This is a genomic window from Catenuloplanes atrovinosus, from assembly GCF_031458235.1.
GTDB lineage: Bacteria > Actinomycetota > Actinomycetes > Mycobacteriales > Micromonosporaceae > Catenuloplanes > Catenuloplanes atrovinosus.
On the sequence record NZ_JAVDYB010000001.1, the window covers coordinates 6,223,909 to 6,249,390 of the forward strand.

Sequence of the window (25,482 nt, forward strand, 5' to 3'; positions counted from 1 at the left end):
CGCAGCGCCGCCGACACACCCGGCACACGCACCGGTGCCGACACACGCGAAAGGGCCGGCCTCCGAAGAGGCCGACCCCTGTGCTGCGCGAACGATCAGGCGCGACCGGCGTGCGTGGCCAGTTGGTCGAGCCCGTGGATGACGCCGCCCGCCAGGTCGCCGCCCGCGAAGGCAGCGGCCATGGACAGGCAGGCCAGCTTGGCATCGCGGTCGGGGATGCGGCGGCGGGCCTCCGCGCCCGTGACGACCTCGAGAATCCGCTGGTTCGGCGACAGCGCGATGAGCACGGACCGGTCCGGGTCCTCGAGCTGGCCGTGCAGCTTCTCGGCGGCGGCGCGCTGCGGATCGGCCAGATCCCCGACGTACACGCTGAACGTCAGGCCGGTCTCGCGGTCCGCGATGCGCAGCGCCTCGTCGATGTGCAGGAGCTGGCGGGTCGAGAACGGCCCGTCCAGCACGTCCGGCTGGGTGTCGGTATCGCTGGGCAGGGTGTCCCCGCCCGGCTCGTCGAGATGGGTCAGAGCCTGCTCACCAGCGGTCACTTGCGCCTCCCGTCGGGCCGTGCGGGTTCGCCGAGGCGGCGTCGTCGTCCGCGGTGGTGGAGGTGATCGCGAGCCGGCCGGCCAACTGGCCGGGCGACGACAGGAACCAGACCGGGGTGAACTCGAACGGCCGGCCGGGCCGGTAGCGCTTCTCCCGGTGCCGGCGGTCTCCCCCGGGCAGCGTCACTGCTGCCAGGATGCCGACGACGGCGAGCGGCACGCCAACGAAGATCAGCGCGACTTCTAACGGTTGCACGGTGAACGCCCCCAACGTGGCAAGACACTCGGTGTCTGGGCGGTCTGATAGGTACTGATGCTCTCTCTCACGGTAGCGGAACCGAGGTTCCCGCAGATCATCGGGGCGTACTCCGTCCGTCTCGCGTAATTTCCGCCGTGGCGTGCGAAAATTGACGTCAGCACTCCCCCACGTCCGATGGGAGGACCATGCGCAGCCCCGTCCGACTCGCCGTGCCGCTCGCGCTGACGGCCGCGGTCCTCGGCGTGCCCGGCCCCGCGAACGCCAAGGCCGACGTTTTCGTCGAGGTGAACCCGAGCACGATCTCCGCCGGCGGCGAGGTCAGCATCCGCGCCAGCTGCGAGGAGAACATCGTCGACGCGCTCGTCCGCTCGGACGCGTTCGGCGAGGCACGGGTGTCCCCGGCGTACGGCTTCCTCACCGGCGACGCGGAGATCCCCGCGGACACCGGCGCGGACGAGTACCAGGTGGAGCTCACCTGCCCCGGCGGCGGCCGCGCGATCGGCACGCTCCGGGTGGTGGCCGACACCCGCCCGTCCCAGGGCCCGGCGACCGGCTTCGGTGGCATGGCCGGCCGTGGCCCGGACGCCGGCGGCCTGGCCCTGCTCGGCGGCGGCGTGACCGCGCTGGCCGCCGGCGCCGTGCTGGCCGCGCTGTGGCTGCGGCGCCGCCGCCCGAGCCGCTGACCCGATGCCCGGCCCTCGCTACTCCCCGCGGGCCGAACACGCCGGCGTGCGCTTTCCGCCACGCCGGCCACCGCCCCCGCCCGGCCGCGGCCCCGGCACGCTCGGCTTCCTCGCCGTAGCGCTGCTGGTCATCGGCCTGTTCGCGGTCAGCGCCGGCCTCGGCCGGCTCACCGACGTGCGACTACCGCCCCTGTTCGACCGCCCGGACGAGCCCCCGCCGCGCGAGTTCCCCGTCCTGGACGCCAGCCGCCCCACCCGCGTGACCATCCCCGCCATCCGGGTGGAGGCCCCGGTCCGCGGCGTCGGCCTCGCCCCCGACGGCTCGATAGCCGTGCCGCCCGCCAGCGAACACGACATCACCGGCTGGTACGAGCACGGCCCCACCCCCGGCGAGTTCGGCTCCGCCGTCATCGTCGGCCACGTCGACAGCGACACCGGCCCCTCGGTCTTCCACCGCCTCCCCGACCTCCACGACGGCGACACCATCGAAATCACCCGCGAGGACCGCACCACCGCCGTCTTCGAGGTCACCTCCGTCGAACTCTTCGACAAGACCCGCCTCCCCGTCGACCGCGTCTACGCCGACTTCACCCGCCCCCACCTCCGCCTCATCACCTGCGGCGGCCAATGGTCCGGCGGCACCGTCGGCTACCGCGACAACGTCATCGTCTTCGCCACCCTCACCGGCACCAAAGACCACTAACCCACCCACACCGCGCGTTCCCACTTCCGGCGCGGTCCAGCCCGCTCGCCCCGAGGGCGCAGCGGCACCTCCGGCGACGACCCGAGACCCCGATATTCCCGCTCCCAGCGGGGTGCGGCCCGCATGCTCCCGCGGGCAAACCTCCGGCTCCCCTCCGACTCCGCTGGCGCTCCGCTCCGGTCCGCCGATCGGAGCCGGTGTCCGTGTGGTCACCGAAAACCGCGGCTCCCGCCGTGCGCCTTCTCCAACGCCCCCACGAGTCCCAGCGCCCCACCACCCGCCACCGAGCCGCCGCTCCCGCGACCCGACCTCCGCCAGCCCCACACCCGCGCATCCCGCCCCGTCCCCGCCGCCCCCGTCCGCGCGGTCGCCCCGTCGGCGGCGGGCGCCTTGTCCGCGTCGATGCCCCGTCCGCCGCGGTCGCCCCGTCTGCGGCGGGCGCCCCGTCCGCGGCGATGCCCCGTCTGCGTCGGACGCCCTGTCCGCGGCGGGCGCCCCGTCCGCGGCGATGCCCCGTCCGCGGCGATGCCCCGTCCGCGTCGATGCCCCGTCCGCGTCGATCTAGGCCGGATTCACGTGATTGGAGATCGAACCGCGGGAATCTTCCCTAGATCGACGCGGACGGGCGGCGGGTCGCGGGCGCGCGCAGGCGCACGCGGCGCGGGCACGAGCGGCACCGGGGCGCGCAGGCGCACGCGGCGCGGGCACGAGCGGCACCGGGGCGCGCAGGCGCACGCGGCGCGGGCACGAGCGGCACCGGGGCGCGCAGGCGCACGCGGCGCGGGCACGGGCGGCGCCGGGCACGAGCGGCACGGGGGCGCGGGCGGCACGCGCACCGGCGGGCGTGGGCGGCACGCGCACGGGCAGGCACGCGCACGGGCGGCGCGGGGTCCCGGGGCGGGAGCGGTTAGGCGGCGGCTTCGGCGTCGGGGAGGGGGATGTCGAGCCAGTCGGCCCAGCGGGGGTCGGGGAGGCGGTGGCCGAGGACGCGCCATGCCTGGCCCTTCGGGGCCGCCGGTGCGCCGCCGTGCAGGCGCCAGCCGAGCTCGGCGGGCGTTTTGTCGCCCTTGGTGTGGTTGCACTTGGCGCAGGCGGCAACCACGTTCTCCCACGCGTGCATGCCGCCGCGGCTGCGGGGGAACACGTGGTCGATGGTCTGGGCCGGGCCGCGGCAGTACGCGCAGCGCCAGCCGTCCCGGGCGAAGATCGCGCGGCGGGACAGGCCGACGTGAGTGCGGTACGGCACACGCACGTAGCGTGTGAGGCGAATCACCGACGGTACGGGGATCTCATCCCGCGCGGAGTGGAGGATGCCGTCCCCGTCCGTGACCAGGGCGGCCTTCCCCGAAAGGACGAGAATCGCGGCTCGACGCACTGAGACGACGCACAGCGGCTCGTAGGTCACGTTGAGCACCAACGCTCCGGAGCCCACCGTGGGTCGTATGTCAGGCATCGCGGTCACCCTTCTGGTCGGTCTTTCAACACTCCTTGTCGTGTTCCACCCGGGTCGGGCCGCGCGTCACCGCCCGGCCCCACGCTGGCGGATCACCAACGTCCGTGCGCCAATAGTCCCTGATAGGTGACGGAATTGCACGCACTAATCGGGGCCGACGCGTGAAGGTTAGGTGTCTCGTGCGAGGATGCGCGGTTTGATTCCACCGTCGGGGACACCCCGCGCACGGCTCTCACAGGCGGATGCGCTACGAAAGCTTCCGACACCGTTCCCGGACCGTGGAGCCCGAGTACCACCGTGATAGCCGCACCAGCACCCACCCCTTCGCCCAGTGTTCTCGTGCCGACCGTCGAGGCCAGCTGCGCCACCGACCGGCTGTGCAAGCAGCTGATGGATCTCGGCGTGAGCGGCTGGATAGCCGAGGGCGGCTACTGGGTGATCATCAAGCCGCTGCGGATCGTGGCGATCATCGCGATCGCCGTGCTGATCCGCTTTCTCATCGTGCGCACGATCACGAAGCTGGTCACCACCACGTCGAACACGGCGGTGCCGTCCATCCTGCGGCCGCTGCACGAGAAGGTGCCGAGCGCGCTGCTGGACGCCACCGCGGTCTTCCCGGAGCGGCGGCGGCAGCGGGCCGAGGCGATCGGCTCGGTGCTGCGCAGCTTCGTCACCGCGGTGGTGCTGGGCATCGCCATGCTGATGGTCCTGGCCGAGCTGGGCTTCGACCTGGCGCCGCTGCTGGCCAGCGCCGGCATCGTCGGCGTCGCGCTCGGCTTCGGCGCACAGAGCCTGGTCAAGGACGTGCTGGCCGGCCTGTTCATGCTCATCGAGGACCAGTACGGCGTGGGCGACACGGTCGACCTGGGTGAGGCGATCGGCGTGGTCGAGTCCGTCGGACTGCGTGTCACGACGGTCCGCGACGGCCGCGGCGTACTGTGGTATATCCGGAACGGCGAGGTCATCCGGGTCGGCAACAAGTCGCAGGGCTGGGCGATGGTCGTGGTGGACATGCCGATCGGCTTCGTGAACAGCGAGGAGGCCACGGCGGTGCTGCGCGAGGCGGCCGCCGCGGTGGCCGCGGACCCGGAGCTGGCGACCGGCCTGCTGGAGCCGCCGGACGTGATCGGCGTCGAGCAGGTCACCGTGGACGGCGCGGTGATCCGGACCGTGGCGAAGACGACCGCGGACGGGCAGCTGCTGGTCTCGCGGGAGCTGCGGCGGCGGCTGACCGAGGCGCTGGAGACCTCCGGCATCGCGGACCGGATCGCGGCGGCGCGGCTGTTCCCGCGCCCGGCGGCACCACCCGGCGGCACGGACGCGGGCCGCGGCGGGGCCACCTGAGGCACCGTTCGCCCATCGAGCGACACCGAAAATACATCGGCCGATCACCCTAGCCACATGTCGGACGATCGGGCAGAATTCACTCAGCCGAATATTCGGGGGAGTGACATCGGCCGATATATTCGGTCGGGTGACGGTGTGGGGAGCAGCGATCCGTGCGGGAGCGGTCAGAGGGGTCGTCCGGTGACCGCGCCTGACCACGATCGCCCGGCGACGTACCGTGAGGTCTTCTCACACTTCGAGTTCCGCGTGGTGTACGGCGCGGTCGCGCTCTCCAATCTCGCCGATCCGATGGCCAAGGCCGCGATCACCCTGCTGGTGTTCCAGCGGACCGGCTCGGTGGCGCTCTCCGCGCTGGCGTTCGCGGTCAGCTACCTGCCCTGGCTGATCGGCGGCCCGCTGCTGAGCACGCTGGCGGATCGGTATCCGTACCGCACGGTCATCGGGGTCACGCTCGTGTTCCGGGCCGCGCTGTTCGGCGTCGTCGCGCTGTTCCACTGGCCGGGCGGGGTGCTGGTGGCGGCGCTGTTCCTGAGCACGCTCTCGGCCGCGCCGGAGCAGGCCGCCCGGTCCGCGCTGCTGCCGCGCGTGCTGCCGCGGGACCGGCTCGTGGTCGGCCTCTCGCTGGTCGGCGGCCTCAACCAGATCACCCAGATCGTGGGGTACGTGGTGGGAGCCGGGCTCACCGCGATCAGCTCCCAGCTGGTGCTGTGCATCACGGCCACGCTGTTCGCCGGCGCCGCCGCCATCGTGCTGATCGGGCTGCGCGGCTGGGCCGGCACCGGCTCGGACCAGCGCGGCGGCACGCTGCTGAGCGGCATGGGCCAGGGTTTCGGGCTGGTCTTCGGCCGGCCGGAGCTGCGGTCGATCGCGATCCTGCTGTTCTGCGCGATGTTCTTCGTGGCCGTGCCGGAGGGGCTGGCCGCGGCCTGGGCCAGCGAGCTGGTCGACGACGACGAGCGCGGCATCGCGCAGGGTTTGATCATGGCGGCGACGCCGCTCGGCTTCGTGGCCGGCAGCCTGATCGTGGGCCGGCTGGTCCGGCCGTCCCGGCGGCGCGCGCTCATCCGGCCGTTCGCGATCGTGGCGCCGCTGACGCTGGTCCCGGCCGTGCTGGAGCCGTCCGTGGCGCTCGTGGTGCTGATGGTGGCCGCCTGCGGGTTCGCGGTCGGCGGCGTGCTGCCGCCGGCGCAGGGCCTGTTCGCGGTGGTGGTGCCGGACGGGTTCCGCGCCCGGGCGTACGGCGTGATGCAGACCGGCGTGACGCTCATGCAGGGCGCGGGCGTGGCCCTGACCGGCCTGCTGGCGGAGCGGTTCCCGCTGCCCGGCGTGGTCAGCTCGTGGAGCCTGGCCGGCGTGCTGGTGATGGTGGCGGTGAGCCTGCGCTGGCCGAGCGCGCAGCGGTTCGACGCGGCGATCGCGGCCGCGGCCGATCGGGAGCCGCAGCCCGGCCGCGTCTGACGCGGTGGCGTCGCACACCGCGGTTCGGTGTCGGCGGCCCTCAGTGGCAGGATTGATGCGTGGCTACCGGTGAAGACGTGAGCTTCTACGAGGCGGTCGGCGGCGAGCCGACGTTCCGGAAGCTGGTGGACAAGTTCTACGAGGGCGTGGCTTCCGACCCGCTGCTGCGGCCGATGTACCCGGAGGGCGACCTCGGGCCCGCCTCCGACCGCATGCGGCTGTTCCTGATGCAGTACTGGGGCGGTCCGACGACGTACTCCGAGGAGCGCGGCCACCCTCGGCTGCGCATGCGGCACGCCCCGTTCGTGGTCGACGCGGCCGCGCGGGACGCCTGGCTGCGGAACATGCGCGCCGCCGTGGACGCGCTCGACCTGCCGGCCGAGCAGCACGAGCAGCTCTGGCAGTACCTGGAGCGGGCCGCGTACTTCATGGTCAACAAGATGGATTAGCGGAGATCGGCCGATCGGCTGGTTTGCCGGCAGATCGCACTTCCGGCCCCATACTGCCTCGTTGATCGGGTGAGTCCACGCCCACCCCTTCGAGAGGTATCCCTCCATGCGACGCCGTCTGTTCGCCGCGCTCGCGCTGGCCGCGTTCACCACGGCCGCCGGCATGATGCCGGCCGGCGCCGACCCGGCCCAGCCGTCCGTGGTCTCGGCCAACCCGGTCGACTACACCCCGCACATCAAGGACGGCACGGTCTGGTCGGCCGTCGTGGTCGGCGACACGGTGGTGGTGGGCGGCAACTTCACCTCGGTGACGGACCGGACCGGCAAGCGCACGTACCCGCGCCGGCACGTCTTCGCGTTCGGCCTGCGCGACGGCGTGGTCCGCGACTTCGCTCCGCAGGTGGACGGCCCGGTGTACGCGGTCACCGCGGGCGCGGACGGCAGCGTCTACCTCGGCGGCGCGTTCAAGGCCGTCAACGGCGTGGCGCAGCGCGGGCTCGGCAAGGTGTCGCTGGCCACCGGGCGCAACGCGGCCGGCTTCAAGGCGATCATCAACTGGGGTGACGTCCGGTCGCTGGGCCTGGCCGGCGGCCGGCTCTACGCGGGCGGCACGTTCACCGCGATCAACGGCGTCCCGCGGACCGCGCTGGCCCGGATGAACCCGGCCACCGGCGCGGTCGACCGGGGCTTCGACGCGAAGCTCTCCGCCCCCGGCAAGGACCGGGCGCGGGTGGAGCACTTCGACATCTCGCCGGACGGGCGCAAGCTGGTCGCGGTGGGCGTGATCCTGCGGGCCGGCGTCAAGGACCGCACGCAGCTGGTGATGCTGGACGTGGCGGGCCCGGGCGCGGTGGTCAGCGACTGGTACACGGACTCGTTCAAGCCGAGCTGCCGGCAGGGCTTCCAGACGTACATGCGCCAGGTCAAGTTCTCCCCGGACGGCAGCTACTTCGTGGTGGTCACCACCGGGCGGGAGAACCACCGGCAGAAGCTCTGCGACACCGCCAGCCGCTGGGAGACCGCCGGTTCCGGCCGCCGCGTGCCGACCTGGCAGAACCACACCGGCGGCGACTCGCTCTACGCCGTCGCGGTCACCGGGAGCGCGGTCTACGTCGGCGGGCACCAGCGCTGGATGAACAATCCGGGCGGCCACGAGTACGCCGGTCCCGGCGCGGTCAGCCGGGAGGGTATCGCCGCGCTCGACCCGCGCACCGGCCGGGCGCTGCCGTGGAATCCCGGCCGGGACCGCGGCGTCGGCGTCCGCTCCTTCGTCTCGACCAGCGCCGGCCTGCTCGTCGGCTCCGACACCACCCGCCTCGCCGGCGAGTACCACGGCCGCATCGGCCTGTTCCCCCGCCCCTGATCGCCGCCCGCGGCACTCGGCTGGGGCACCGCGTCGGTCGCGGCTCGCCCCGGCCCGGCCGGAACCGGCTCCGACGCGGCGGCCGGAGCGGCGGCGCAGGCCGCCGCGGGTTTGCCCGCGGGAGCATGCCCGGCGTGACCACGCCGGGAGCGGGAAAGGGAAAAGGGTTGGGTCAGAGGAGTGCGCCCTCGTCGTGGAGCCAGTCGACGAAGGAGGTGGCGACGGCCGCGCCGCAGTCGAGCATCTCGACGAGGAGGGCGTCGTGGGCGCCGGCGCCCAGCGGGACCTGGAGCTCCGCGTAGATCGGGAGTTGGCCGCGCTCGGTCGGGTCGCCGACGTACGCCTTACAGAAGCGGCGGGTGTGGTTCCACTCGTTGACCACGCGGTATGCCCGGTCGGCCCAGTCCGGGGGGACGGTGGAGTGCGGGCGGGCGCGCATCACGAGGATCTCGTCGTCGGGGCCCTCCAGCGTGAACAGCACCGCGTGCCGCTCCCACATGGCGAGCAGGCTGCCGTCGCCGTCGGCGAGGTAGCGGATGTCGAGCATGTCGAGCGCGTCGCCGACCCGGCGCAGCGTCACGGGCGCGACCGCGGGCGCCAGCTCGACGGTGGGGACTAATCTCTCCGGTTCGCGCTGAGCAGGCGGGGTGACTCCCACCCGCACCTTGCTGTCCGTCGACGTTCCCCCTCGGGACTCCGGCTCGCCGCCACCGGCGTGACCGGGGCGCCATGACCACCACGGCATCGCTTGCGCACCTCACTCCCCAGCGGATCCGGCCGCCTACGTTGCGTTGGACCCGAGGCCCGACGCTACCCGGATCGTCGCCTGAGGTCATCCCCCCAACGCCCGCACAAAACCAAACGGACCATCAAGCATCAGCCGAACGTATGAGGAGTGGCCGGTCGGAGGCCGAGCTGATTCACCGCCGGTAGCCACGCCACGCCGTACGGAGCTGCCAAACCGACCCAACGGCCGGCCACCCGGACGTGCACATCGGACAGATCGGACTCTTCGGATGACGGCCGTCCACCCAGAAAGCCCATGCGCGTAACACCCTGGACAAGACGTTGAGATATTTCGATACGCTCCGTGCTGTCCGTTGTGACCACGATTGCTACATGATCGAGTAGTGCGTCGCGCAGCGCCCGCGCGCCCACCGGCTGCCCGCCGACGCCGTGCTCGGACGCGTCCCGCAGCGTCCCGGCCGCGGCCGCGGCGATCCGGCGCACCTCCGCCGCGGGCAACCGCTCCACCGAGCGGGCCCCCTCCGGCGGCAGGCCCCAGCGCCAGTCCGCGTCGCGGCGCGCCGGCAGCGAACGGCCGCCACGCGCCAGCTGGGAGAGCAGGTCCGCGGCCACGACCGTGGCGTCGCCCGGGCCCTCGCCGTCCACCGAGCGGGAGACCAGCACGTTCCACGGGAGCATCGCCCACAGGTCGGTGCGGCCACGGTACGACCGGAGCCGCACCACCGCGCCCGGGTCCAGCCGGGTCAGCCGCACCAGGAACGCGCCCGCGTCCTGCGCGCCGGTCACGCCGTGGCTCGCCACCACGCCGCTCACGAGGGCACCACGGCCGCCGCCGCGTACCGCCCGAGAAACTCCGTCTCCATCGCGGTGAGCCGGCGCGGGCGCCCCGCGGCCAGGTCGTAGGTCACGCAGACGGTGCGGGCGCGGCTGGCCAGCCGCTCGCCGTCGAACAGCTCGTAGACCACGGTGAACTGGGCGCCGCGCAGGTTCTCTATCCACAGCTCGATGCGCACCACCGGCGGCGGCGGTACGGCCTCCGCGTCCGAGCGGTAGACCACCGGGCGCAGGTAGTCGATCTCGTGACGCGCGATCACCGTGCCCTCGTCGACCAGCGACGGGCCGCCGCGCTCCCTGGCCAGCGCGTGGATGAGCGCGACCCGGGCCTCCTCGTAGAGCGTCAGGAAGCGCGTGTTGTTGACGTGGCCGTAGGCGTCCATGTCCGACCAGCGGAGCGCGCAGTGGTGGACGAAGCGCACGCCGTACCCCCTCGTGGTTCCTCATGACGAGGGCGCCCGGCCGACCGCCGGGCGCCCTCCAGGCCGGGCCTCAGTCGCGGGTCAGCTTGCGGTACGTCACCGCGTGCGGACGGGCGGCATCGGCGCCGAGCCGGTCGACCTTGTTCTTCTCGTACGCCTCGAAGTTGCCCTCGAACCAGAACCACTTCGCCGGGTTCTCGTCGTCGCCCTCCCAGGCCAGGATGTGGGTGGCGACACGGTCCAGGAACATCCGGTCGTGGGAGATGACCACGGCGCAGCCGGGGAACTCCAGCAGCGCGTTCTCCAGGCTGGAGAGCGTCTCGACGTCGAGGTCGTTGGTCGGCTCGTCGAGCAGGATCACGTTGCCGCCGATCTTCAGCGTCAGCGCGAGGTTCAGCCGGTTCCGCTCACCGCCGGAGAGGATCTTCGTCGGCTTCTGCTGGTCCGGGCCCTTGAAGCCGAACGCGGCCACGTAGGCGCGGGACGGCATCTCGACCTTGCCGACCATCATGTGGTCCAGGCCGTCCGAGACGACCTCCCACAGCGTCTTGTCGCCGTCCAGGCCCGAGCGGTTCTGATCGACGTAGGACAGCTGGACCGTCTCGCCGATCTTCACCGAGCCGGAGTCCGGCTGCTCGATGCCGACGATCGTCTTGAACAGCGTGGTCTTGCCGACGCCGTTCGGCCCGATGATGCCGACGATGCCGTTACGCGGCAGCGAGAACGACAGGTTGTCGATCAGCGTGCGGCCGTCGAAGCCCTTGACCAGGCCGTTGACCTCGATCACCGTGCTGCCCAGGCGCGGGCCCGGCGGGATCTGGATCTCCTCGAAGTCGAGCTTGCGGGTCTTCTCCGCCTCGGCGGCCATCTCCTCGTACCGGTCGAGGCGGGAGCGGGACTTGGTCTGGCGCGCCTTCGCGTTCGACCGGACCCACTCCAGCTCCTCGGAGAGGCGCTTCTTCATCTTGGCGTCCTTGCGGCCCTCGACCGCCAGACGCGCCGCCTTCTTCTCCAGGTAGGTCGAGTAGTTGCCCTCGTAGCCGATCGCCCGGCCGCGGTCCAGCTCCAGAATCCAGCCGGCCACGTTGTCCAGGAAGTACCGGTCGTGGGTGATGGCCAGGACGGTGCCGGCGTACTTGGCGAGGTGCTGCTCCAGCCACTGCACGCTCTCCGCGTCCAAGTGGTTGGTGGGCTCGTCCAGCAGCAGCAGGTCGGGCGCCTCGAGCAGCAGCTTGCACAGCGCGACGCGGCGGCGCTCACCACCGGAGAGCTGGGTGACGTCCGCGTCCGGCGGCGGGCAGCGCAGCGCGTCCATCGCGAGCTGGAGCTGGGCGTCGATGTCCCACGCGTCCGCGTGGTCCAGCTCCTCCTGGAGCTTGCCCATCTCCTCCATCAGCTCGTCGGAGTAGTCCGTCGCCATCTGCTCGGCGATCTTGTTGAACCGCTCCAGCTTGGCCTTGGTCTCCGCGACCGCCTCCTCGATGTTGCCGAGGACGGTCTTCGCGTCGTTCAGCGGCGGCTCCTGCGCCAGCATGCCCACGGTGTAGCCGGGCATCAGGCGGGCCTCGCCGTTGCTGGGCCGGTCGAGCCCGGCCATGATCTTGAGCAGGCTGGACTTACCGGCGCCGTTGGGGCCGACCACACCGATCTTGGCACCGGGCAGGAAGCTCAGCGTCACGTTGTCGAGCACGACCTTGTCGCCGTGCGCCTTACGCGCCTTTTCCAGGACGTAGATGTACTGGGCCACGGTGCGCCCTACCTCCGAGTCTGTGTGAATGTCCGGCGACTGGCGGGCCGGCTTCTGCCGAGGGCAGCAGACAACAGTGTCAATCCTGACAGGTCGGGTGGGCAGCGCGCACACCCCCCTTGCGCACGACGGTATGACCGGATAGCGTCGCCGGTATGACCAAGAAGCTGACCGTGAGTCTGCCCGACGACGTGGCCGCCCGCCTCAGCCGGGAGGCCAACGTGTCGGCCTACGTCGCCACGGCGATCCGGCGCCAGATGGATCGCGAGCGCACCGTCGAGCTGCTCGGCCAGGCCGGCTACGAGCTGACGGTCGGCCATGCCGAGGCCGGCTTCGAGCGGCTGCACGAGGCGCAGCGCCAGATGAGCACGGACCTTCGCCGGCAGGCCGACGAGCTGATCGCCGGCGCGCGCCGCGGCGAGCTGCCGTGACCCACGCCTCACCCGCGGTCGCCGCCGTGCTGGACACCGGCGCGATCACGGCGTACATGGGGGGTGAGTCGATCGACGTGGGCGGCCTGCTCGCCGGCGCCGCGCTGCGCCACCAGTGGGCCGTGGTGCCCGCGCTCTGCCTGGCCGCGGCATACCGGGAGGCCACTCCCGAGCAGGCGTTGCGGCTCGACATCCTGATGAACCTGCCGACCGCGCTGATCCCGCCCGTCGTCCCGGGCGACGCGCCGGTGCTGGGCGGCTGGAGCCGGATCACCGAGCAGCCCGACCTCGCGCACGCGCTGCTGGAGGCGGTCTCCCGGCACGCACCCCTGGTCACCACCCGCCGCGAGGTCGCGACCCGCGTCCTGCCGAAGGAGTGGCCGATCATCGAGGTCTGAGCCGCACCCGGCCCGACGTGTGATGTCGGTCGGGTCACCCGCGCGTTTGGGTCGCCGCGCCGTGTGGCACTCCATGGTTTGACCGGCGACGCCGAATGTCAACCACCGGACAGTAGGCTCAGCCGGAACCCCGCATTACACCGGAGGTGTACGGAACGTGGCCGAGCGTAGTTCCTTCGTCGTCGTCGCCAACCGCCTGCCCGTGGATGAGGTGACCACCCCGGAGGGACGCCAGTGGCGGCCGAGCCCCGGCGGACTGGTCACCGCGCTGCACCCGGTGCTCGTGCGGCACCGCGGCACCTGGATCGGCTGGGCCGGTGGCACCGGCGACGCCCCGGAGCCCTTCGAGCTGGAGGGCATCAACATCCACCCCGTGCCGCTGAGCGCGGTCGAGCTGGAGCGCTACTACGAGGGCCAGTCGAACGCGACGATCTGGCCGCTTTACCACGACGCGGTGGAGACGCCTGCCTACAAGCGGTCCTGGCGGGAGACGTACCGGGCGGTCAACCAGCGCTTCGCGCAGGCGGCGGCGGACGTCGCGGCCGAGGGCGCCACCGTCTGGGTGCAGGACTACCAGTTGCAGCTGGTCCCGGCCATGCTCCGCGAGCTGCGCCCGGACCTGAAGATCGGCTTCTTCCTGCACATCCCGTTCCCGCCGATCGAGCTGTTCATGCAGATGCCGTTCCGCACGGAGATCCTGCGCGGCCTGCTCGGCGCGGACCTGGTCGGCTTCCAGCAGCGGCTCGCCGCGCAGAACTTCATCCGGCTCGCCCGGCACCTGCTCGGCCTCCGCTACGAGGGCCAGATGATCCAGGTCGACGGCCGCCAGGTGAAGGCCGGTGCGTTCCCGATCTCGATCGACACGGCGCAGATGGAGCAGATGGCCGCGGACCCGGCGATCCAGGCCCGGGCCAAGGAGATCCGCGGCGAGCTGGGCAATCCGAAGACGGTGATCCTGGGCGTGGACCGGCTGGACTACACCAAGGGCATCGAGCTGCGGCTCAAGGCCTTCCGCGAACTGCTCTCTGACGGAAAGCTGACAGTTCCGGACGCGGTCATGGTGCAGGTCGCCACCCCGAGCCGTGAGCGAGTCGAGCATTACCAGGCGCTACGAGTCAAGGTTGAGCGCGAGGTCGGGCGGATCAACGGCGAGTTCGGACGGGTGGGCGTACCCGCGGTCCACTATCTCCACCAGTCGTACAGTCGCAGTGAACTGGCCGCGCTCTACAGCGCGGCCGACGTCATGATGGTTACCCCTCTGCGAGACGGAATGAATCTGGTGGCCAAGGAGTACGTCGCCTCGCGCGCCGACACCGGCGGCGCGTTGGTGCTCAGCGAGTTCGCGGGTGCCGCGACCGAGCTGCGTCAAGCGTTTCTGTGCAACCCACACGACCCCGAGGGCGTCAAGGAGGTGCTGCTGCGCGCCGTGAGCATCGAGCCCGCCGAGGCTCGTCGCCGGATGCGCATCATGCAGCGCCACCTGCGTGCTCACGACGTCGAACACTGGGCTCGCTCGTTCCTGAACGAGCTCGGCGTTCCGGAGGCGGCGTGACGTCTCCGCTCGACCTCGACCTCCGGGGTCCTCAGCTCGACCCGGACCTGCGCGCCGCCATCGGGCGGATCGCCCGCGTCCCGCAGCTCCTCGTCGCCTGCGACTACGACGGCACGCTCGCCCCGATCGTGGAGGACCACGCCCGGGCCGTACCGCTGCCGGAGTCGGTCGCCGCGATCCGTGCGCTCGCCGCGCTGCCGCAGACCACCGTGGCGGTCGTGTCCGGCCGCGCGCTGCGCGACCTGGCGACGCTCTCCCGGCTGCCCAGCGAGGTGCACCTCGTCGGCAGCCACGGCTCCGAGTTCGACATCGGCTTCATCGAGCGGCTCGCGCCCGAGCTGATCGAGGTGCGTACCCGGCTGCAGATGGAGATCCGGGCGATCGCCGGCGGCCGGGCCGGCATCCGGCTGGAGGCGAAGCCGGCCAGCATCGCGGTGCACTACCGCGGCGCCGAGCCGATCGTCGCCCGCCAGGTGGTGGACGCGATCGAGGCCGGCCCCGCCACCTGGCCCGGCGTCTACGTCAAGCGCGGCAAGGAGGTGCTGGAGCTCTCCGTGGTCACCACCCACAAGGGCACCGCCATCGACCAGCTGCGCAGCCAGCTCAGCGCCAGCGCGGTGCTCTACATCGGCGACGACGTCACCGACGAGGACGCGTTCGGCACGCTGCACGGCCCGGACGTCGGCATCAAGATCGGCAGCGGCGACACCCGGGCCGGCTTCCGGGTCGGCGAGCCGATCGAGGCCGCCCGGCTGCTCGCGCTGGTGCTCCAGACGCGGCGCAACTGGCTGTTCGGCGAGCACGCGGTGCCGATCGAGCGCCACTCGATGCTCTCCAACCGGCGTACCGTCGCGCTGATCACGCCGGAGGCCAAGGTCACCTGGTTGTGCCACCCCCGCCCGGACGCCTCGGCGATCTTCGCGGACCTGCTCGGCGGCAACCCGGCCGGCTACTTCTCGGTCGCGCCGGAGCGCGGCGGCATCCCGCTCGGCCAGCGCTACCGGCCCGGCACCATGACCGTGGAGACCCGCTGGTCCGGCCTGACGGTCACGGACTGGCTCGACACCAGCGTGCACGAGGACGAAACCGGCGAACTGACCGTCGCCACCGCCGACTCCACGCTGATCCGCCGCGTCTCCGGCCACGGCCGGGTCCGGCTCGAGTTCGCGCCGCGCCCCGAGTTCGGCCAGGTCGCGGTGCAGCTTCAGCCGGCCGGCGACGGCCTGCTGGTGCTCGGCTCCAACGAGCCGGTCGCGCTCTACTCCCCCGGCGTCACCTGGACCGTCGAGTCGGACGGCGACCGGGACACCGCCCGCGCCGTCGTCGACCTCAGCCAGGCCGGCGGCGAGGTCGTGCTGGAGCTGCGGTTCGGGTCGCACGACCTCGCGCACACCGGCATCCCGGCGCTGACCCGCCAGGAGGACGCGGAACGCCCGTGGCGCGACTGGGCGAACACGCTCACGCTGCCGTCCGTCGCCCGTGACCTGGTGCTGCGCAGCGCGCTCACCATGCGCGGCCTCACCCACGAGGCCACCGGCTCGATCCTGGCCGCGGCCACCACGTCGCTGCCCGAGGAGGTCGGCGGCGTCCGCAACTGGGACTACCGGTACTGCTGGCTCCGCGACGCCGCGATGACCGCCCGCGCGCTGGTCGACCTGGGCTCGCTCAGCGAGGCCGAGGCGTTCCTGCGCTGGGTCGACGGCTGCGTCGAACGCAGCGGCGGCCACCCGGAGCGGCTGCACCCGCTCTACACGGTCGAGGGCTACGAGCTCGGTGCCGAGGCGGTCATCGACACGCTGCCCGGCTACGCCGGCTCCCGCCCGGTCCGCGTCGGCAACCTCGCCAACCACCAGCTCCAGCTGGACATCTTCGGCCCGGTCGCGGACCTGATCGCGGCCGTCGCCGACGCGCGCGGCTCGGTCCGCGACGAGGAGTGGGGCCTGCTGGAGTCGATGGTCCAGGCCGTCGAGCGCCGCTGGCACGAGCCCGACCACGGCATCTGGGAGGCCCGCCTTGCGCCGCGGCACCACGTGTTCTCCAAGGTCATGTGCTGGATGACCGTGGACCGCGCGGTCCGCATGGTCGACCGCCACGGCGGCGCCCCGCGGCCCGAGTGGGCCGAACTGCGCGACAAGATCGGCGCGGACGTGCTGGAGCACGGCTGGCACGAGGGCGTCGGCGCCTACTCCGTCGCCTACGGTGACGAGGACATGGACGCGTCGTCGCTGTGGATCGGCCTCTCCGGGCTGCTCCCCGACGACGACCCGCGCTTCCTGGCCACGGTCCTCAAGATCGAGGCGGACCTGCGGTCCGGGCCGGTCGTCTACCGCTACCGGTGGGACGACGGTCTCCCCGGCCGCGAGGGCGGCTTCCACATCTGCACGGCGTGGCTGATCGAGGCCTACCTACGCACCGGCCGCCGGGCCGACGCGGAGGAACTGTTCACGCAGATGCTGGACACGGCCGGCCCGACCGGCCTGCTGCCCGAACAGTACGACCCGATGGCCGAGCGCGGGCTGGGCAACCACCCGCAGGCCTACAGCCACCTCGGCCTGGTCCGCTGCGCCCTGCTCCTCAACAACGTCCTCACCCCGGCCTGACCACCATTTGACCGATTCACCGGCCGCCGCGATCCCCATCGCGGCGGCCGGTCCCGCCTTCCGGCCGGTCCCGCCTTCCGGCCGGTCCCGCCTTCCGGCCGGTCCCGCCTTCCGGCCGGTCCCGCCTTCCTGGCCGGTCCCGCCTTCCTGGCCGGTCCCGCCTTCCTGGCCGGTCCCGCCTTCCTGGCCGGTCCCGCCTTCCTGGCCGGTCCCGCCTTCCGGTCGGCTGCCGCCGCGCGACCGGATTCAGCGGCTACCGCGATCTTCGTTGTGTGCCGCGGTTCTTCCTCTTCCCGCTTCCGGTGTGGCCACTTTGGCATGCTCCGCGGGCACCGGTCCCGCGCGGCTCGGTGACGGCCGACCATGACCGTTCGCCCTGCACGCTGCGTAACCGGAAGCGCCCCACCACCCCGCACTTCCGCTTCCAGTACCGGCGAGCGCGTCCGTTATGCCGCAAAGCCGGTATGCCGCTCAGGGGTCGCCGGCATGCCGGTCGGCGAACCGCCGCATGATCGACTGGTTACTGATACGTGGAGCACGTTATAAGTCGCCGATTAGGTGCTTTACGTATCTTTAGTCGCCGACCACCCACCGCGACTCGTAGAACGCGCGGCCGGGAACCACCCGGCAGGCGAGCACCCACCGTGACTCGCAGAACGCGCGGCCGGGAACCACCCGGCAGGTGAGCACCGAGACCGTCGGCGGCATGGCAGGGGGAACCCGGCCGCCGATCCGGCTACGGCAAGGCGAAGGCGGGTCGGCACTGTCCGACGCAGCCGATCACCTCAGGCCGGGTCCGGGACGGTCACCCGCGCCGAACCGATCGCGTCCCGGCGGTTCCGCGGTGGCCACCCCGGCCGGGTCCGCGGCAGGACGCCCGGAATCGGGTGGTGGTCAGGTTTCGTGGGTGCAGTCGAACCACACCCAGATCTCGTAGAGGGGCCACTCGTACATGTCGACCTCGACGCATTCCACCCGGGCGTATCCGGCCCGCTCCGCCTGTTCCATCGCGTCCTCGACCGCGTAGTAGTAGGCGAGTCCGAACTTGCTCATCCCCTTGCCGAGGAACCGCTCGGGTTCCTCGGCGACTCCGGACAGGCCGGTCACGACCGCGAGCGCGGCGCCGGCCACGAGGTTGGCAATCATGCCGGCACGGTAACCGACATCGACGTTGATCGCTGACTATGCGACCGGCACCGTCGCGAGCGCGTTGACCACGTCGCCCACCACGACGATCGCAGGGGGCCGGATGCCGGCCGCGGCCGTCTTCTCCACCACGTCGCCGAGCGCGGCCTTGACCACGCGCTGCTCGCTGGTCGTACCCTCCTGGACCACCGCCGCCGGCGTCGATGCCGAGCGGCCGTGCGCCATCAGCGTCGCCGCGATCTTCGGCAGGTTCTTCAGGCCCATCAGGATCACCACCGTGCCGCGCATGCCGCCCAGCGACGGCCAGTCGACCAGCGACGTCGGGTCGTCCGGCGCGACGTGCCCGGACACCACGGTGAACTCGTGCGCCACCCCGCGGTGCGTGACCGGGATGCCGGCCACCGCCGGCGCCGCGATCGAGCTGGTCACCCCCGGTACGACGATGACCGGCACGCCCGCCTCGGCGCACGCCACGGCCTCCTCGCCGCCCCGGCCGAACACGTACGGATCGCCGCCTTTGAGCCGCACCACGAACGAGCCGGCCCGCGCGCGGTCCACGATAATCCGGTTGATCTCCTCCTGCGCCTTGGCCGGCCCGTAGGGGATCTTCGACGCGTCGACCAGTTCCACCTCCGGCCGCAACTCGTCGAGCAGCAGGCCGGGCACCAGGCGGTCGGCGACCACCACGTCCGCGGTGGCGAGCAGCCGCCGTCCCTTGACCGTGATCAGCTCCGGGTCGCCCGGCCCGGCGCCGACCAGCGCCACCCGCCCGGGTGCGGCCGCGGTCTCCGGGGCCGGGCCGCGGAACGAGGCGGGCGTGTCCGGCACGTGGCAGCCGGGCAGCGTGCCGTCGGCCAGGCCGTCCCGCACGGCGTCCCGGACGACCTGCGCGCGGTGCGGATCGCCGCCGGCGGTGACCGCCACCGTCACCTGCCCGTGCCGGGCGACAGCGGGCGTCCAGGCGGTGGCGGCGTCACGGTCGTCCGCGCGGACGCAGAACACGCGCCGTTCCAGCGCGGCGGCGCTGACCGCGGCGGCGGCGAGGTTGTCGTCCACCGCCACCTGGACCAGCCAGGCGCCGTCGACGTCCTCGGCCTGGAACCGCCGCTCGGCCCAGGTGATCCGGCCCGCGTCGACCAGCGACCGGAGCGCGGGCGTGAGGTGCGGGGAGACGAGCAGCACGCGGGCGCCCGCGGACAGCAGCGCGGGGACGCGGCGGGTGGCGACCGCGCCGCCGCCGACCACGAGGACCTTCCGGCCGGTCAGGCGCAGCGCGAGGGGGTAGAGCTCGGTCACTTCTCGGTCACTCCGGCGGAGTCGAAGGTGGCGACCTCGTGCAGCACGCGGACGGCGGCGGCCACGATGGGCAGCGCGAGCACCGCGCCGGTGCCCTCGCCGAGCCGCATGTGCAGGTCGATGAGCGGGTCGAGGCCGAGGTGGGCGAGCGCCGCGGTGGCGCCCGGCTCGACCGAGCGGTGGCCGGCCACGAGCGCGGCCGTCACGCCGGGATGCAGCGCGGCCGCGACGAGCGCGCCGGCCAGCGTGTTCACCCCGTCGACGATCAGCGGCACCCGGTGCGCCGCCGCCGCCAGCATGAACCCGGCGATCGCCGCGTGCTCCAGCCCGCCGACCTCGGCGAGCACGCGCAGCGGGTCCGGGTCCGCCGGCAGCCGGCGCAGCGCGGTCCGTACCACCGAGGTCTTGAGTTGAAGGGTGTAGTCGTCGATGCCGGTGCCGCGCCCGGTGACCTCGGCCGCGTCCCGCCCGGTGAACGCCGCGATCAGCGCGGCGGCGGGGGTGGTGTTCGCGATGCCCATGTCGCCCGCGATCAGGATTCTCGCGCCGTCCGCGACCAGCCGGTCCGCGACCCGGATGCCGGCCTCGATCGCGGCCCGCGCGTCCGCCTCGCTCATCGCGGGCCCGACCGCGAGGTCGTCGGTGCCGGGGCGCACCTTGGCGACGATCAGGCCGGGCGCGGGATCGAGGTCGGCGGCCACGCCCACGTCGACCACGTGCACGCCGGCGCCGACCTCCCGGGCGAACGCGTTGACCACGGCGCCGCCGGCCAGGTAGTTCGCCACCATCTGCACGGTCACCTCCTGCGGCCACGGCGACACGCGCTGGGCGTGGACGCCGTGGTCACCGGCGAAGACCGCGACCGCGGCCGGCGCGGGCAGCGGCGGCGGGCAGGTCCCGGCCAGGCCGGCCAGGCGGATGGAGAGCTCCTCCAGCGCGCCGAGTGAGCCGGCGGGCTTGGTGAGGCGGTCGTGCCGCGCCCGGGCGGCCGCCATCGCCTCCTCGTCCGGCGGACGGATGGCGTCAAGCGTCTCCCGCATGATCAGCCCTTTCCTCGAAGCCGTCGACCTCCAGCAGGGTACGGAGCACCGCCAGGAAACGGTCCGTGGTGGCAGTGTCCCGCACCGCGACGCGCACGTAGTCCGGTCCCAGCCCGGGGAACGTGTCGCCGCGCCGTACCGCGACGCCGTTCTCCCGCAGCGCGAGCCGCAGTTTGTCCGCCCCGGCGACCCTGACGAGGACGAACGCGCTGGCCGGTGCGCCGATCACGGTCACGCCCGGCAGCGCGCGAAGCCGGTGCACAAGGTATCGCCGATCGTCGGCCAGCCGCGCGGCGATCTCGCGTTCGGTGGCGACCGCCACCGGGGACGCGCACGCCTCCGCCGCCGCCAGCGCGGGCGTGGAGACCGGCCAGAGCGGCTGTACGGCCCGGCAGCGCGCGATCAGGTCGGCCGGCCCGAGCAGGTAGCCGACCCGCAGCCCGGCCAGCCCCCAGGTCTTGGTCAGGCTGCGCACCACGACCAGCCCGGGCAGGTCGCGCCGTTCGGCCAGCGACTCCGGCTCGCGGTCGAGGCCGGGCCGGTACGCGCTGTCCGCGAACGCCTCGTCCACCACCAGCACCCGGCCGGGCGCGGCCAGCGCCGCGATCCGGTCCGCCGGGTGCAGCACCGAGGTCGGGTTCGTCGGGTTGCCGATGAAGACCAGGTCCGCGCCGTCCGGCAGCGGGAGGTCGGGCGGGAGCGTGAAGTCGCCGGGGAGCACCACCCGCCGGACGTCGTGCCCGGCGCCGCGCAGCGCCGCCTCCGGCTCGGTGAACTGCGGGTGCACCACGACCGGGCAGCGCGCGTCGCGCAACGCCTGGGCCAGCAGCACGAAGCCCTGGGCGGCACCGGCGGTGAGCAGCACCTCCTCCGGCGGGCGGCGGTGCCGGGCGGCGATCGCCGCGGTGGCCGGGCCGGGGTCGGGGTACGCCGCGAGCGCGGACAGCGACGCCAGGATCGGCGCGGACAGCCACTCGGGCATCGGGTCGCGGCGCACGTTCACGGCCAGGTCGACCAGCCCGGGCGCCACCTCCGCGTCACCGTGGTGGCCCAGCTCCTCGTGCAATCCGTACTCCCTCCGTCGCAGAAGTACACAACAGCATGCGGCAGGGGTACGGCGCCCTCACAGCCCGCCAGGCGAGATGTGAGGAGCGGTTCACTCCTTTCCGCCCTCACATAAACGAATATGTCCTACTTTTGGCGTATGGAGCGCACTACCTCCGCGGCCGGCAAGCTCGCCGCCCTCCTCCGTACCGGGATCATCGTCGGAGTGATCGTCGCGGGGATGGCGTACCCGCTGGCCGCCCTGGCCGGGCTCGGCGCCAAGGCCGGCATCGAGAAGGTGCGCGAGCTCCCCCGCGAGCTGACCGTCCCGCCCAACGCGCAGACCAGCTACGTCTACGCCGCCGACGGCAAGACGCTGATCACGATGTTCTACGAGGAGCACCGCAAGCCGCTCGCGCTCAGCGACATCTCCCGGCACGTCCAGCACGCGATCATCGCGGCCGAGGACGCGCGCTTCTACGAACACAACGGCGTCGACATGAAGGGCGCGGCCCGCGCGTTCGTCGCGAATCAGCGGGCCGGCGGCGTCTCCCAGGGCGCCTCCACGCTGACCATGCAGTACGTCCGGATGGCGCTGCGCGACGGCGCCGAGTCGCCGGTCCAGGCGCTCGCCGCCACCGAGCAGACCACCGGCCGCAAGCTGCGCGAGATGCGGCTGGCCATGGAGGTCGAGAAGCGGATGTCCAAGGAGCAGATCCTGGAGGGCTACCTCAACTCCGCCTACTTCGGGCACCGCGCGTACGGCATCGGCGCCGCCGCCGAGGTCTTCTTCTCCAAGGACGCCGGCTCGCTGACCGTGGCCGAGGCCGCGCTGCTGGCCGGCCTGGTCAAGGCGCCCTCCGCGTACGACCCGGCGGGCCGGGACCAGGAGGCCGCGATCGCGCGCCGCGACTACGTGATCGACCGGATGACGCAGGCCGGCCACCTCAGCGCGCGGCAGGCGCGGAAGGAGAAGGCCGCGCCGATCGAGCTGAAGCTGACGAACCCGCCGAACGACTGCCTCGCGGTGCCCGAGCGCGTCAACGACTGGGGCTTCTTCTGCGACTACTTCAAGAACTGGTGGATGCAGCAGGCCGCGTTCGGCAAGGACCCGGCCGAGCGGCTGGACCGGCTCCGGCGCGGCGGCTACCACATCGTGACCACGCTCGACCCGGCCGTGCAGGCCGACGCGCAGCGGCACGTGCTCGACAAGGAGGGGACCCGCAGCCGGTACGCGCACGGCACGGTCGCGGTCGAGCCGGGCAGCGGGCACGTGCGCGCGATGGCGGTCAACCGGGTCTACTCGCTGGACAAGAGGGACAACGGCCGGCACAGCGACGCGCGACTGCGCCGGGCCGGCCTGCTCGGCACCTACCCGAACACGGTCAACCCGCTGCTCGGCGGCGGCGACATGCCCGGCTACCAGGCCGGCTCCACGTTCAAGCTGTTCACCATGCTCGCGGCGCTGGACGAGGGACTGCCGCTGAGCACCAGCTACTACGCGCCGGAGCGGCTGAAGACCAAGTACCCGGCGGACTGGAACGACCCGACCCGGTGCGGCGACCGCTGGTGCGTGCGCAACGCCAGCACGTCGATGACCGGGCGGAAGAACATGTGGTCCGGCTTCGGCCAGTCGGTGAACACCTACTTCGTACAGCTGGAGCAGAAGGTCGGGGCGCAGCGCGCGGTGCGCATGGCGGAACGGCTCGGCCTGCGCTGGCGCACCGAGATCGACCGCGTTCAGGCCTCACCGGAGCGGGCGCGCGGCTGGGGCGCGTTCACGCTCGGCGTCGCGGACACCACGCCGCTGGAGATGGCCAACGCGTACGCCACCGTGGCGGCGGAGGGCCGCTACTGCGAGCCGCTGCCGGTGCTCTCCGTGACCGGCCCGGACGGCAGGCCCGCCACCCGTACCGTGAACGGCGCCCCGGTCGAGGTCGCGCGATCGCGCTGCCACCAGGCGATCCCGGTCGAGGTGGCGCGCGCGGCGACGGACGCGGCCCGGTGCACCACCGGCTCCTCGGACGGCGGCCGGTGCGGCGGCTGGTCGACCGCGGGCGGCGTGCGCGGCACGGTGGACCGCCCGGTCGCCGGCAAATCCGGCACCACCGACAACTACCAGGCGTCCTGGTTCGTCGGGTACGTCCCGCAGCTGGCCGTGGCCGCGTTCCTGGCCGACCCGGACAATCCGCAGCACCGGGTCGGCACTGAGCACAGCTACAAGTCGCGGACCACGGTCGCGGAGACGCTGCGCGACGCGATGCGCGACCAGCCGGTCAAGCGCTTCACCGCGCCGTCCGAGCAGCTGATGTACGGCGCGGACCGGGACTCCGGCCGCGACTCCGACTCCGACTCCGGCTCCGGCCGCGAGTGATCACCGCAGGTCGGCCGCGACCAGCGACCACACCTCCAGGTCGGCGCGCGCGCCGAGCACGTGCCCGGCGCTGCGCAGCACCCCCTCGTAGCTGAACCCGGCCTTCTCCGCGACCCGGCGGGCCGCCACGTTGCCGGGCGGCACCCGGATCTCCAGCCGCGCGAAGCCGTGCTCCATGATCAGCGCGAACGACACCGCGATGACCGCCTCGGCGGCCAGCCCGTAGCCCCGGGCGGCCGGCTCCAGCGCGACGCACACCTCGGTGACCCGGCCGGCCCAGTCGGTGCGCTTCGTCCAGAGGCTGCCGATCAGCCGGTCGTCCTCCCGGCGGACGATGCCGAGGTGGTCACCGGCGCCGCTGTCCCGCCGCTCCTGCGCCTCCTCCGTGCACCACTCCAGCCCGTCTATCGGCCCGGCGTCCTCGTCGAACGGCAGCCACCGCCGCGTCATCCGGTCGCTGAAGACGACGCCGATCTGCTTGGCGTCCGCGCCGGTCAGCGCGCGCACGAGCAGGCGCGGGGTGGAGACGGTCAACGCCGGGAACGGGCGCACCGCCACGAGGCCACTCACGCGCCAGACCATACCGGCCGGGTACGACACGTACCCGCCGTTCGGCAAGGCTTTTCACCGTAAATAGTCGGCTTTGAACACGCGAAGAGGCCGAAAACCGACAGATCACCACCGCCGGAAGTGGCCTTATCATCCGCGAGTAACCTGCCAAGGGTGTACCGGTTCCTGTTCACCCCCCGCTGGCTGGGCTATCTCGCACTGGCCCTGGCCGCGGCCGGGGTCATGGTGCTGCTCGGCAACTGGCAGCTCAGCCGTTACCAGGAACGCAGCGCGATCAACGACCGCATCGACCGCGCGGACAGCGTCGCACCGGTCCCGCTCACCTCGACCATGGACGCGCCCGACCGGGCCGGCACGCCCGGCACCGCCCCCGGCAAGGACGTCGAGTGGACCCGCGTCACCGTCACCGGCGTCTACGACCCGGCGAACGAGATCCTCGCCCGCAGCCGTACCGTCGCGGGCCAGGTCGGCTTCGAGGTGATCACCCCGCTCCGGCTGCCCGACGGCACCGCCGTCCTGATCGACCGCGGCTGGATCCCACCCGCCGAGGGCGACGCGCTGGCCCGCCCCGCGATCCCGCCCGCCCCCACCGGCACCGTCACCGTGATCGGCAAAATCCACCTCTCCGAGAGCAAGGCCGGCACCCTCGACCGCCGCGACGGCCGCCTCGAGACCCGCCGCATCGGCCTCCCCACGCTCGCGCCCGAGCTGCCGTACCCCATCTACGGCGCGTATCTCCTGCTCACCGAGCAACAGCCGGCCGCCGACCCGGCATTCGTCCAGATCGAGGCCCGCCACGAGAACGCCTGGCAGAACGGCGGCTACGCCGTCCAGTGGTGGCTCTTCGCCGCCCTCACCCTCGCCGGCTTCATCTGGCTCGCCCACCGCGAGGCCCGCGGCCCCACCACCCCCACCAGCCGCCTCACCGAAGACACCACCCCCTACGCCCAAACCCCCTGACCCGCGTCTCCACCGACTTCGGATCTCCCCGCTCCCGGCGTGGTGCGGCCCGCACGCCCCCGCG

Annotated in this window: 25 protein-coding genes; 12 read left to right on the forward strand and 13 right to left on the reverse strand. The window is 72.7% G+C overall.

Features of this window, described 5'->3' with window-relative positions:
* Positions 1-95 precede the first annotated feature (95 nt).
* Entirely contained in the window at positions 96-521 is a 426-nt protein-coding gene (locus J2S41_RS27525) for a DUF5130 family protein (protein ID WP_374728275.1), read from the reverse strand.
* 7 nt (positions 522-528) lie between these two features.
* Positions 529-762, reverse strand: coding sequence for an aa3-type cytochrome oxidase subunit CtaJ (ctaJ, locus tag J2S41_RS27530; protein ID WP_374728170.1), 234 nt, complete (start codon positions 760-762; stop codon positions 529-531).
* Positions 763-986: 224 nt separating this feature from the next.
* Between ctaJ and J2S41_RS27535 the strand changes: the two genes are divergently transcribed.
* Entirely contained in the window at positions 987-1,484 is a 498-nt protein-coding gene (locus J2S41_RS27535) for a hypothetical protein (RefSeq protein ID WP_310371861.1), read from the forward strand.
* 4 nt (positions 1,485-1,488) lie between these two features.
* A complete protein-coding gene (locus J2S41_RS27540) occupies positions 1,489-2,187 on the forward strand; it encodes a class F sortase (protein WP_310371862.1) in 699 nt (232 codons plus the stop codon).
* A 907-nt stretch (positions 2,188-3,094) separates the two neighbouring features.
* Here J2S41_RS27540 and J2S41_RS27545 read toward each other — a convergent pair.
* Positions 3,095-3,640, reverse strand: coding sequence for an HNH endonuclease (locus tag J2S41_RS27545; protein WP_310371863.1), 546 nt, complete (start codon positions 3,638-3,640; stop codon positions 3,095-3,097).
* 339 nt (positions 3,641-3,979) lie between these two features.
* On the opposite strand from J2S41_RS27545, the gene J2S41_RS27550 reads away from it, so the two are divergent.
* The 4 genes from J2S41_RS27550 to J2S41_RS27565 all read left to right on the forward strand — a co-directional run bounded on the left by J2S41_RS27550 (position 3,980) and on the right by J2S41_RS27565 (position 8,257).
* Positions 3,980-4,984 carry a mechanosensitive ion channel family protein gene (locus J2S41_RS27550; RefSeq protein WP_510183739.1) on the forward strand — a complete coding sequence of 335 codons (1,005 nt, stop codon included), beginning with the start codon at positions 3,980-3,982 and terminating at the stop codon, positions 4,982-4,984.
* A gap of 183 nt (positions 4,985-5,167) precedes the next feature.
* The gene (locus tag J2S41_RS27555; protein WP_310371865.1) at positions 5,168-6,445 is read left to right on the forward strand and encodes an MFS transporter; all 1,278 of its coding nucleotides are present in this window, start codon (positions 5,168-5,170) and stop codon (positions 6,443-6,445) included.
* A gap of 59 nt (positions 6,446-6,504) precedes the next feature.
* Positions 6,505-6,894: a globin gene (locus tag J2S41_RS27560; RefSeq protein WP_310371866.1), complete on the forward strand. Its 390-nt coding sequence runs from the start codon at positions 6,505-6,507 to the stop codon at positions 6,892-6,894.
* 106 nt (positions 6,895-7,000) lie between these two features.
* Positions 7,001-8,257 (forward strand): delta-60 repeat domain-containing protein, encoded by a 1,257-nt coding sequence (locus tag J2S41_RS27565; RefSeq protein WP_310371869.1) that lies wholly within the window; start codon positions 7,001-7,003, stop codon positions 8,255-8,257.
* 172 nt (positions 8,258-8,429) lie between these two features.
* On the opposite strand, the gene J2S41_RS27570 is transcribed toward J2S41_RS27565, so the two are convergent.
* The 4 genes from J2S41_RS27570 to ettA all read right to left on the reverse strand — a co-directional run bounded on the left by J2S41_RS27570 (position 8,430) and on the right by ettA (position 12,007).
* Complete coding sequence (locus J2S41_RS27570) at positions 8,430-9,002, reverse strand: type III secretion system chaperone family protein (RefSeq protein WP_310371871.1); 573 nt, start codon at positions 9,000-9,002, stop codon at positions 8,430-8,432.
* A 131-nt stretch (positions 9,003-9,133) separates the two neighbouring features.
* Positions 9,134-9,817, reverse strand: coding sequence for a DUF8185 domain-containing protein (locus J2S41_RS27575; protein WP_310371873.1), 684 nt, complete (start codon positions 9,815-9,817; stop codon positions 9,134-9,136).
* The gene (locus tag J2S41_RS27580) at positions 9,814-10,260 is read right to left on the reverse strand and encodes an acyl-CoA thioesterase (protein WP_374728171.1); all 447 of its coding nucleotides are present in this window, start codon (positions 10,258-10,260) and stop codon (positions 9,814-9,816) included. The genes J2S41_RS27575 and J2S41_RS27580 overlap by 4 nt, the downstream gene beginning before the upstream one ends.
* 70 nt (positions 10,261-10,330) lie before the next feature.
* Positions 10,331-12,007 (reverse strand): energy-dependent translational throttle protein EttA, encoded by a 1,677-nt coding sequence (gene ettA / locus J2S41_RS27585; protein WP_310371875.1) that lies wholly within the window; start codon positions 12,005-12,007, stop codon positions 10,331-10,333.
* Positions 12,008-12,162: 155 nt separating this feature from the next.
* Here ettA and J2S41_RS27590 point away from each other — a divergent pair, with 155 nt between their 5' ends.
* From J2S41_RS27590 to otsB, 4 genes are all read left to right on the forward strand, one after another.
* Complete coding sequence (locus J2S41_RS27590; RefSeq protein ID WP_310371876.1) at positions 12,163-12,438, forward strand: hypothetical protein; 276 nt, start codon at positions 12,163-12,165, stop codon at positions 12,436-12,438.
* Positions 12,435-12,836, forward strand: coding sequence for a hypothetical protein (locus J2S41_RS27595; protein ID WP_310371878.1), 402 nt, complete (start codon positions 12,435-12,437; stop codon positions 12,834-12,836). Before J2S41_RS27590 ends, J2S41_RS27595 begins: the two co-directional genes overlap by 4 nt.
* Positions 12,837-12,993: 157 nt before the next feature.
* On the forward strand, positions 12,994-14,388 hold the full coding sequence (locus J2S41_RS27600) for an alpha,alpha-trehalose-phosphate synthase (UDP-forming) (protein WP_310371879.1): 1,395 nt from the start codon (positions 12,994-12,996) through the stop codon (positions 14,386-14,388).
* The gene (gene otsB, locus J2S41_RS27605) at positions 14,385-16,988 is read left to right on the forward strand and encodes a trehalose-phosphatase (RefSeq protein WP_310371881.1); all 2,604 of its coding nucleotides are present in this window, start codon (positions 14,385-14,387) and stop codon (positions 16,986-16,988) included. Before J2S41_RS27600 ends, otsB begins: the two co-directional genes overlap by 4 nt.
* A 573-nt stretch (positions 16,989-17,561) precedes the next feature.
* Here otsB and J2S41_RS27610 read toward each other — a convergent pair.
* The 5 genes from J2S41_RS27610 to cobC form a co-directional block, all read right to left on the reverse strand.
* A complete protein-coding gene (locus tag J2S41_RS27610) occupies positions 17,562-17,696 on the reverse strand; it encodes a hypothetical protein (protein ID WP_310371883.1) in 135 nt (44 codons plus the stop codon).
* Positions 17,697-17,882: 186 nt separating this feature from the next.
* The gene (locus J2S41_RS27615) at positions 17,883-18,134 is read right to left on the reverse strand and encodes a hypothetical protein (RefSeq protein ID WP_310371885.1); all 252 of its coding nucleotides are present in this window, start codon (positions 18,132-18,134) and stop codon (positions 17,883-17,885) included.
* A 36-nt stretch (positions 18,135-18,170) separates the two neighbouring features.
* On the reverse strand, positions 18,171-19,430 hold the full coding sequence (cobA, locus tag J2S41_RS27620) for a uroporphyrinogen-III C-methyltransferase (RefSeq protein WP_310371887.1): 1,260 nt from the start codon (positions 19,428-19,430) through the stop codon (positions 18,171-18,173).
* Positions 19,427-20,470: a nicotinate-nucleotide--dimethylbenzimidazole phosphoribosyltransferase gene (gene cobT, locus J2S41_RS27625; protein WP_374728172.1), complete on the reverse strand. Its 1,044-nt coding sequence runs from the start codon at positions 20,468-20,470 to the stop codon at positions 19,427-19,429. The genes cobA and cobT overlap by 4 nt, the downstream gene beginning before the upstream one ends.
* Positions 20,454-21,536 (reverse strand): Rv2231c family histidinol phosphate aminotransferase CobC, encoded by a 1,083-nt coding sequence (cobC, locus tag J2S41_RS27630; RefSeq protein ID WP_310371889.1) that lies wholly within the window; start codon positions 21,534-21,536, stop codon positions 20,454-20,456. The genes cobT and cobC overlap by 17 nt, the downstream gene beginning before the upstream one ends.
* A gap of 138 nt (positions 21,537-21,674) precedes the next feature.
* On the opposite strand from cobC, the gene J2S41_RS27635 reads away from it, so the two are divergent.
* A complete protein-coding gene (locus tag J2S41_RS27635) occupies positions 21,675-23,888 on the forward strand; it encodes a transglycosylase domain-containing protein (RefSeq protein WP_310371890.1) in 2,214 nt (737 codons plus the stop codon).
* Here J2S41_RS27635 and J2S41_RS27640 read toward each other — a convergent pair whose 3' ends face one another.
* Positions 23,889-24,458, reverse strand: a complete 570-nt coding sequence (locus J2S41_RS27640) for a GNAT family N-acetyltransferase (RefSeq protein WP_310371892.1) — start codon at positions 24,456-24,458, stop codon at positions 23,889-23,891.
* 153 nt (positions 24,459-24,611) lie between these two features.
* Between J2S41_RS27640 and J2S41_RS27645 the strand changes: the two genes are divergently transcribed.
* Positions 24,612-25,418 (forward strand): SURF1 family cytochrome oxidase biogenesis protein, encoded by an 807-nt coding sequence (locus tag J2S41_RS27645; RefSeq protein ID WP_310371894.1) that lies wholly within the window; start codon positions 24,612-24,614, stop codon positions 25,416-25,418.
* The last annotated feature ends 64 nt before the right edge of the window (positions 25,419-25,482 follow it).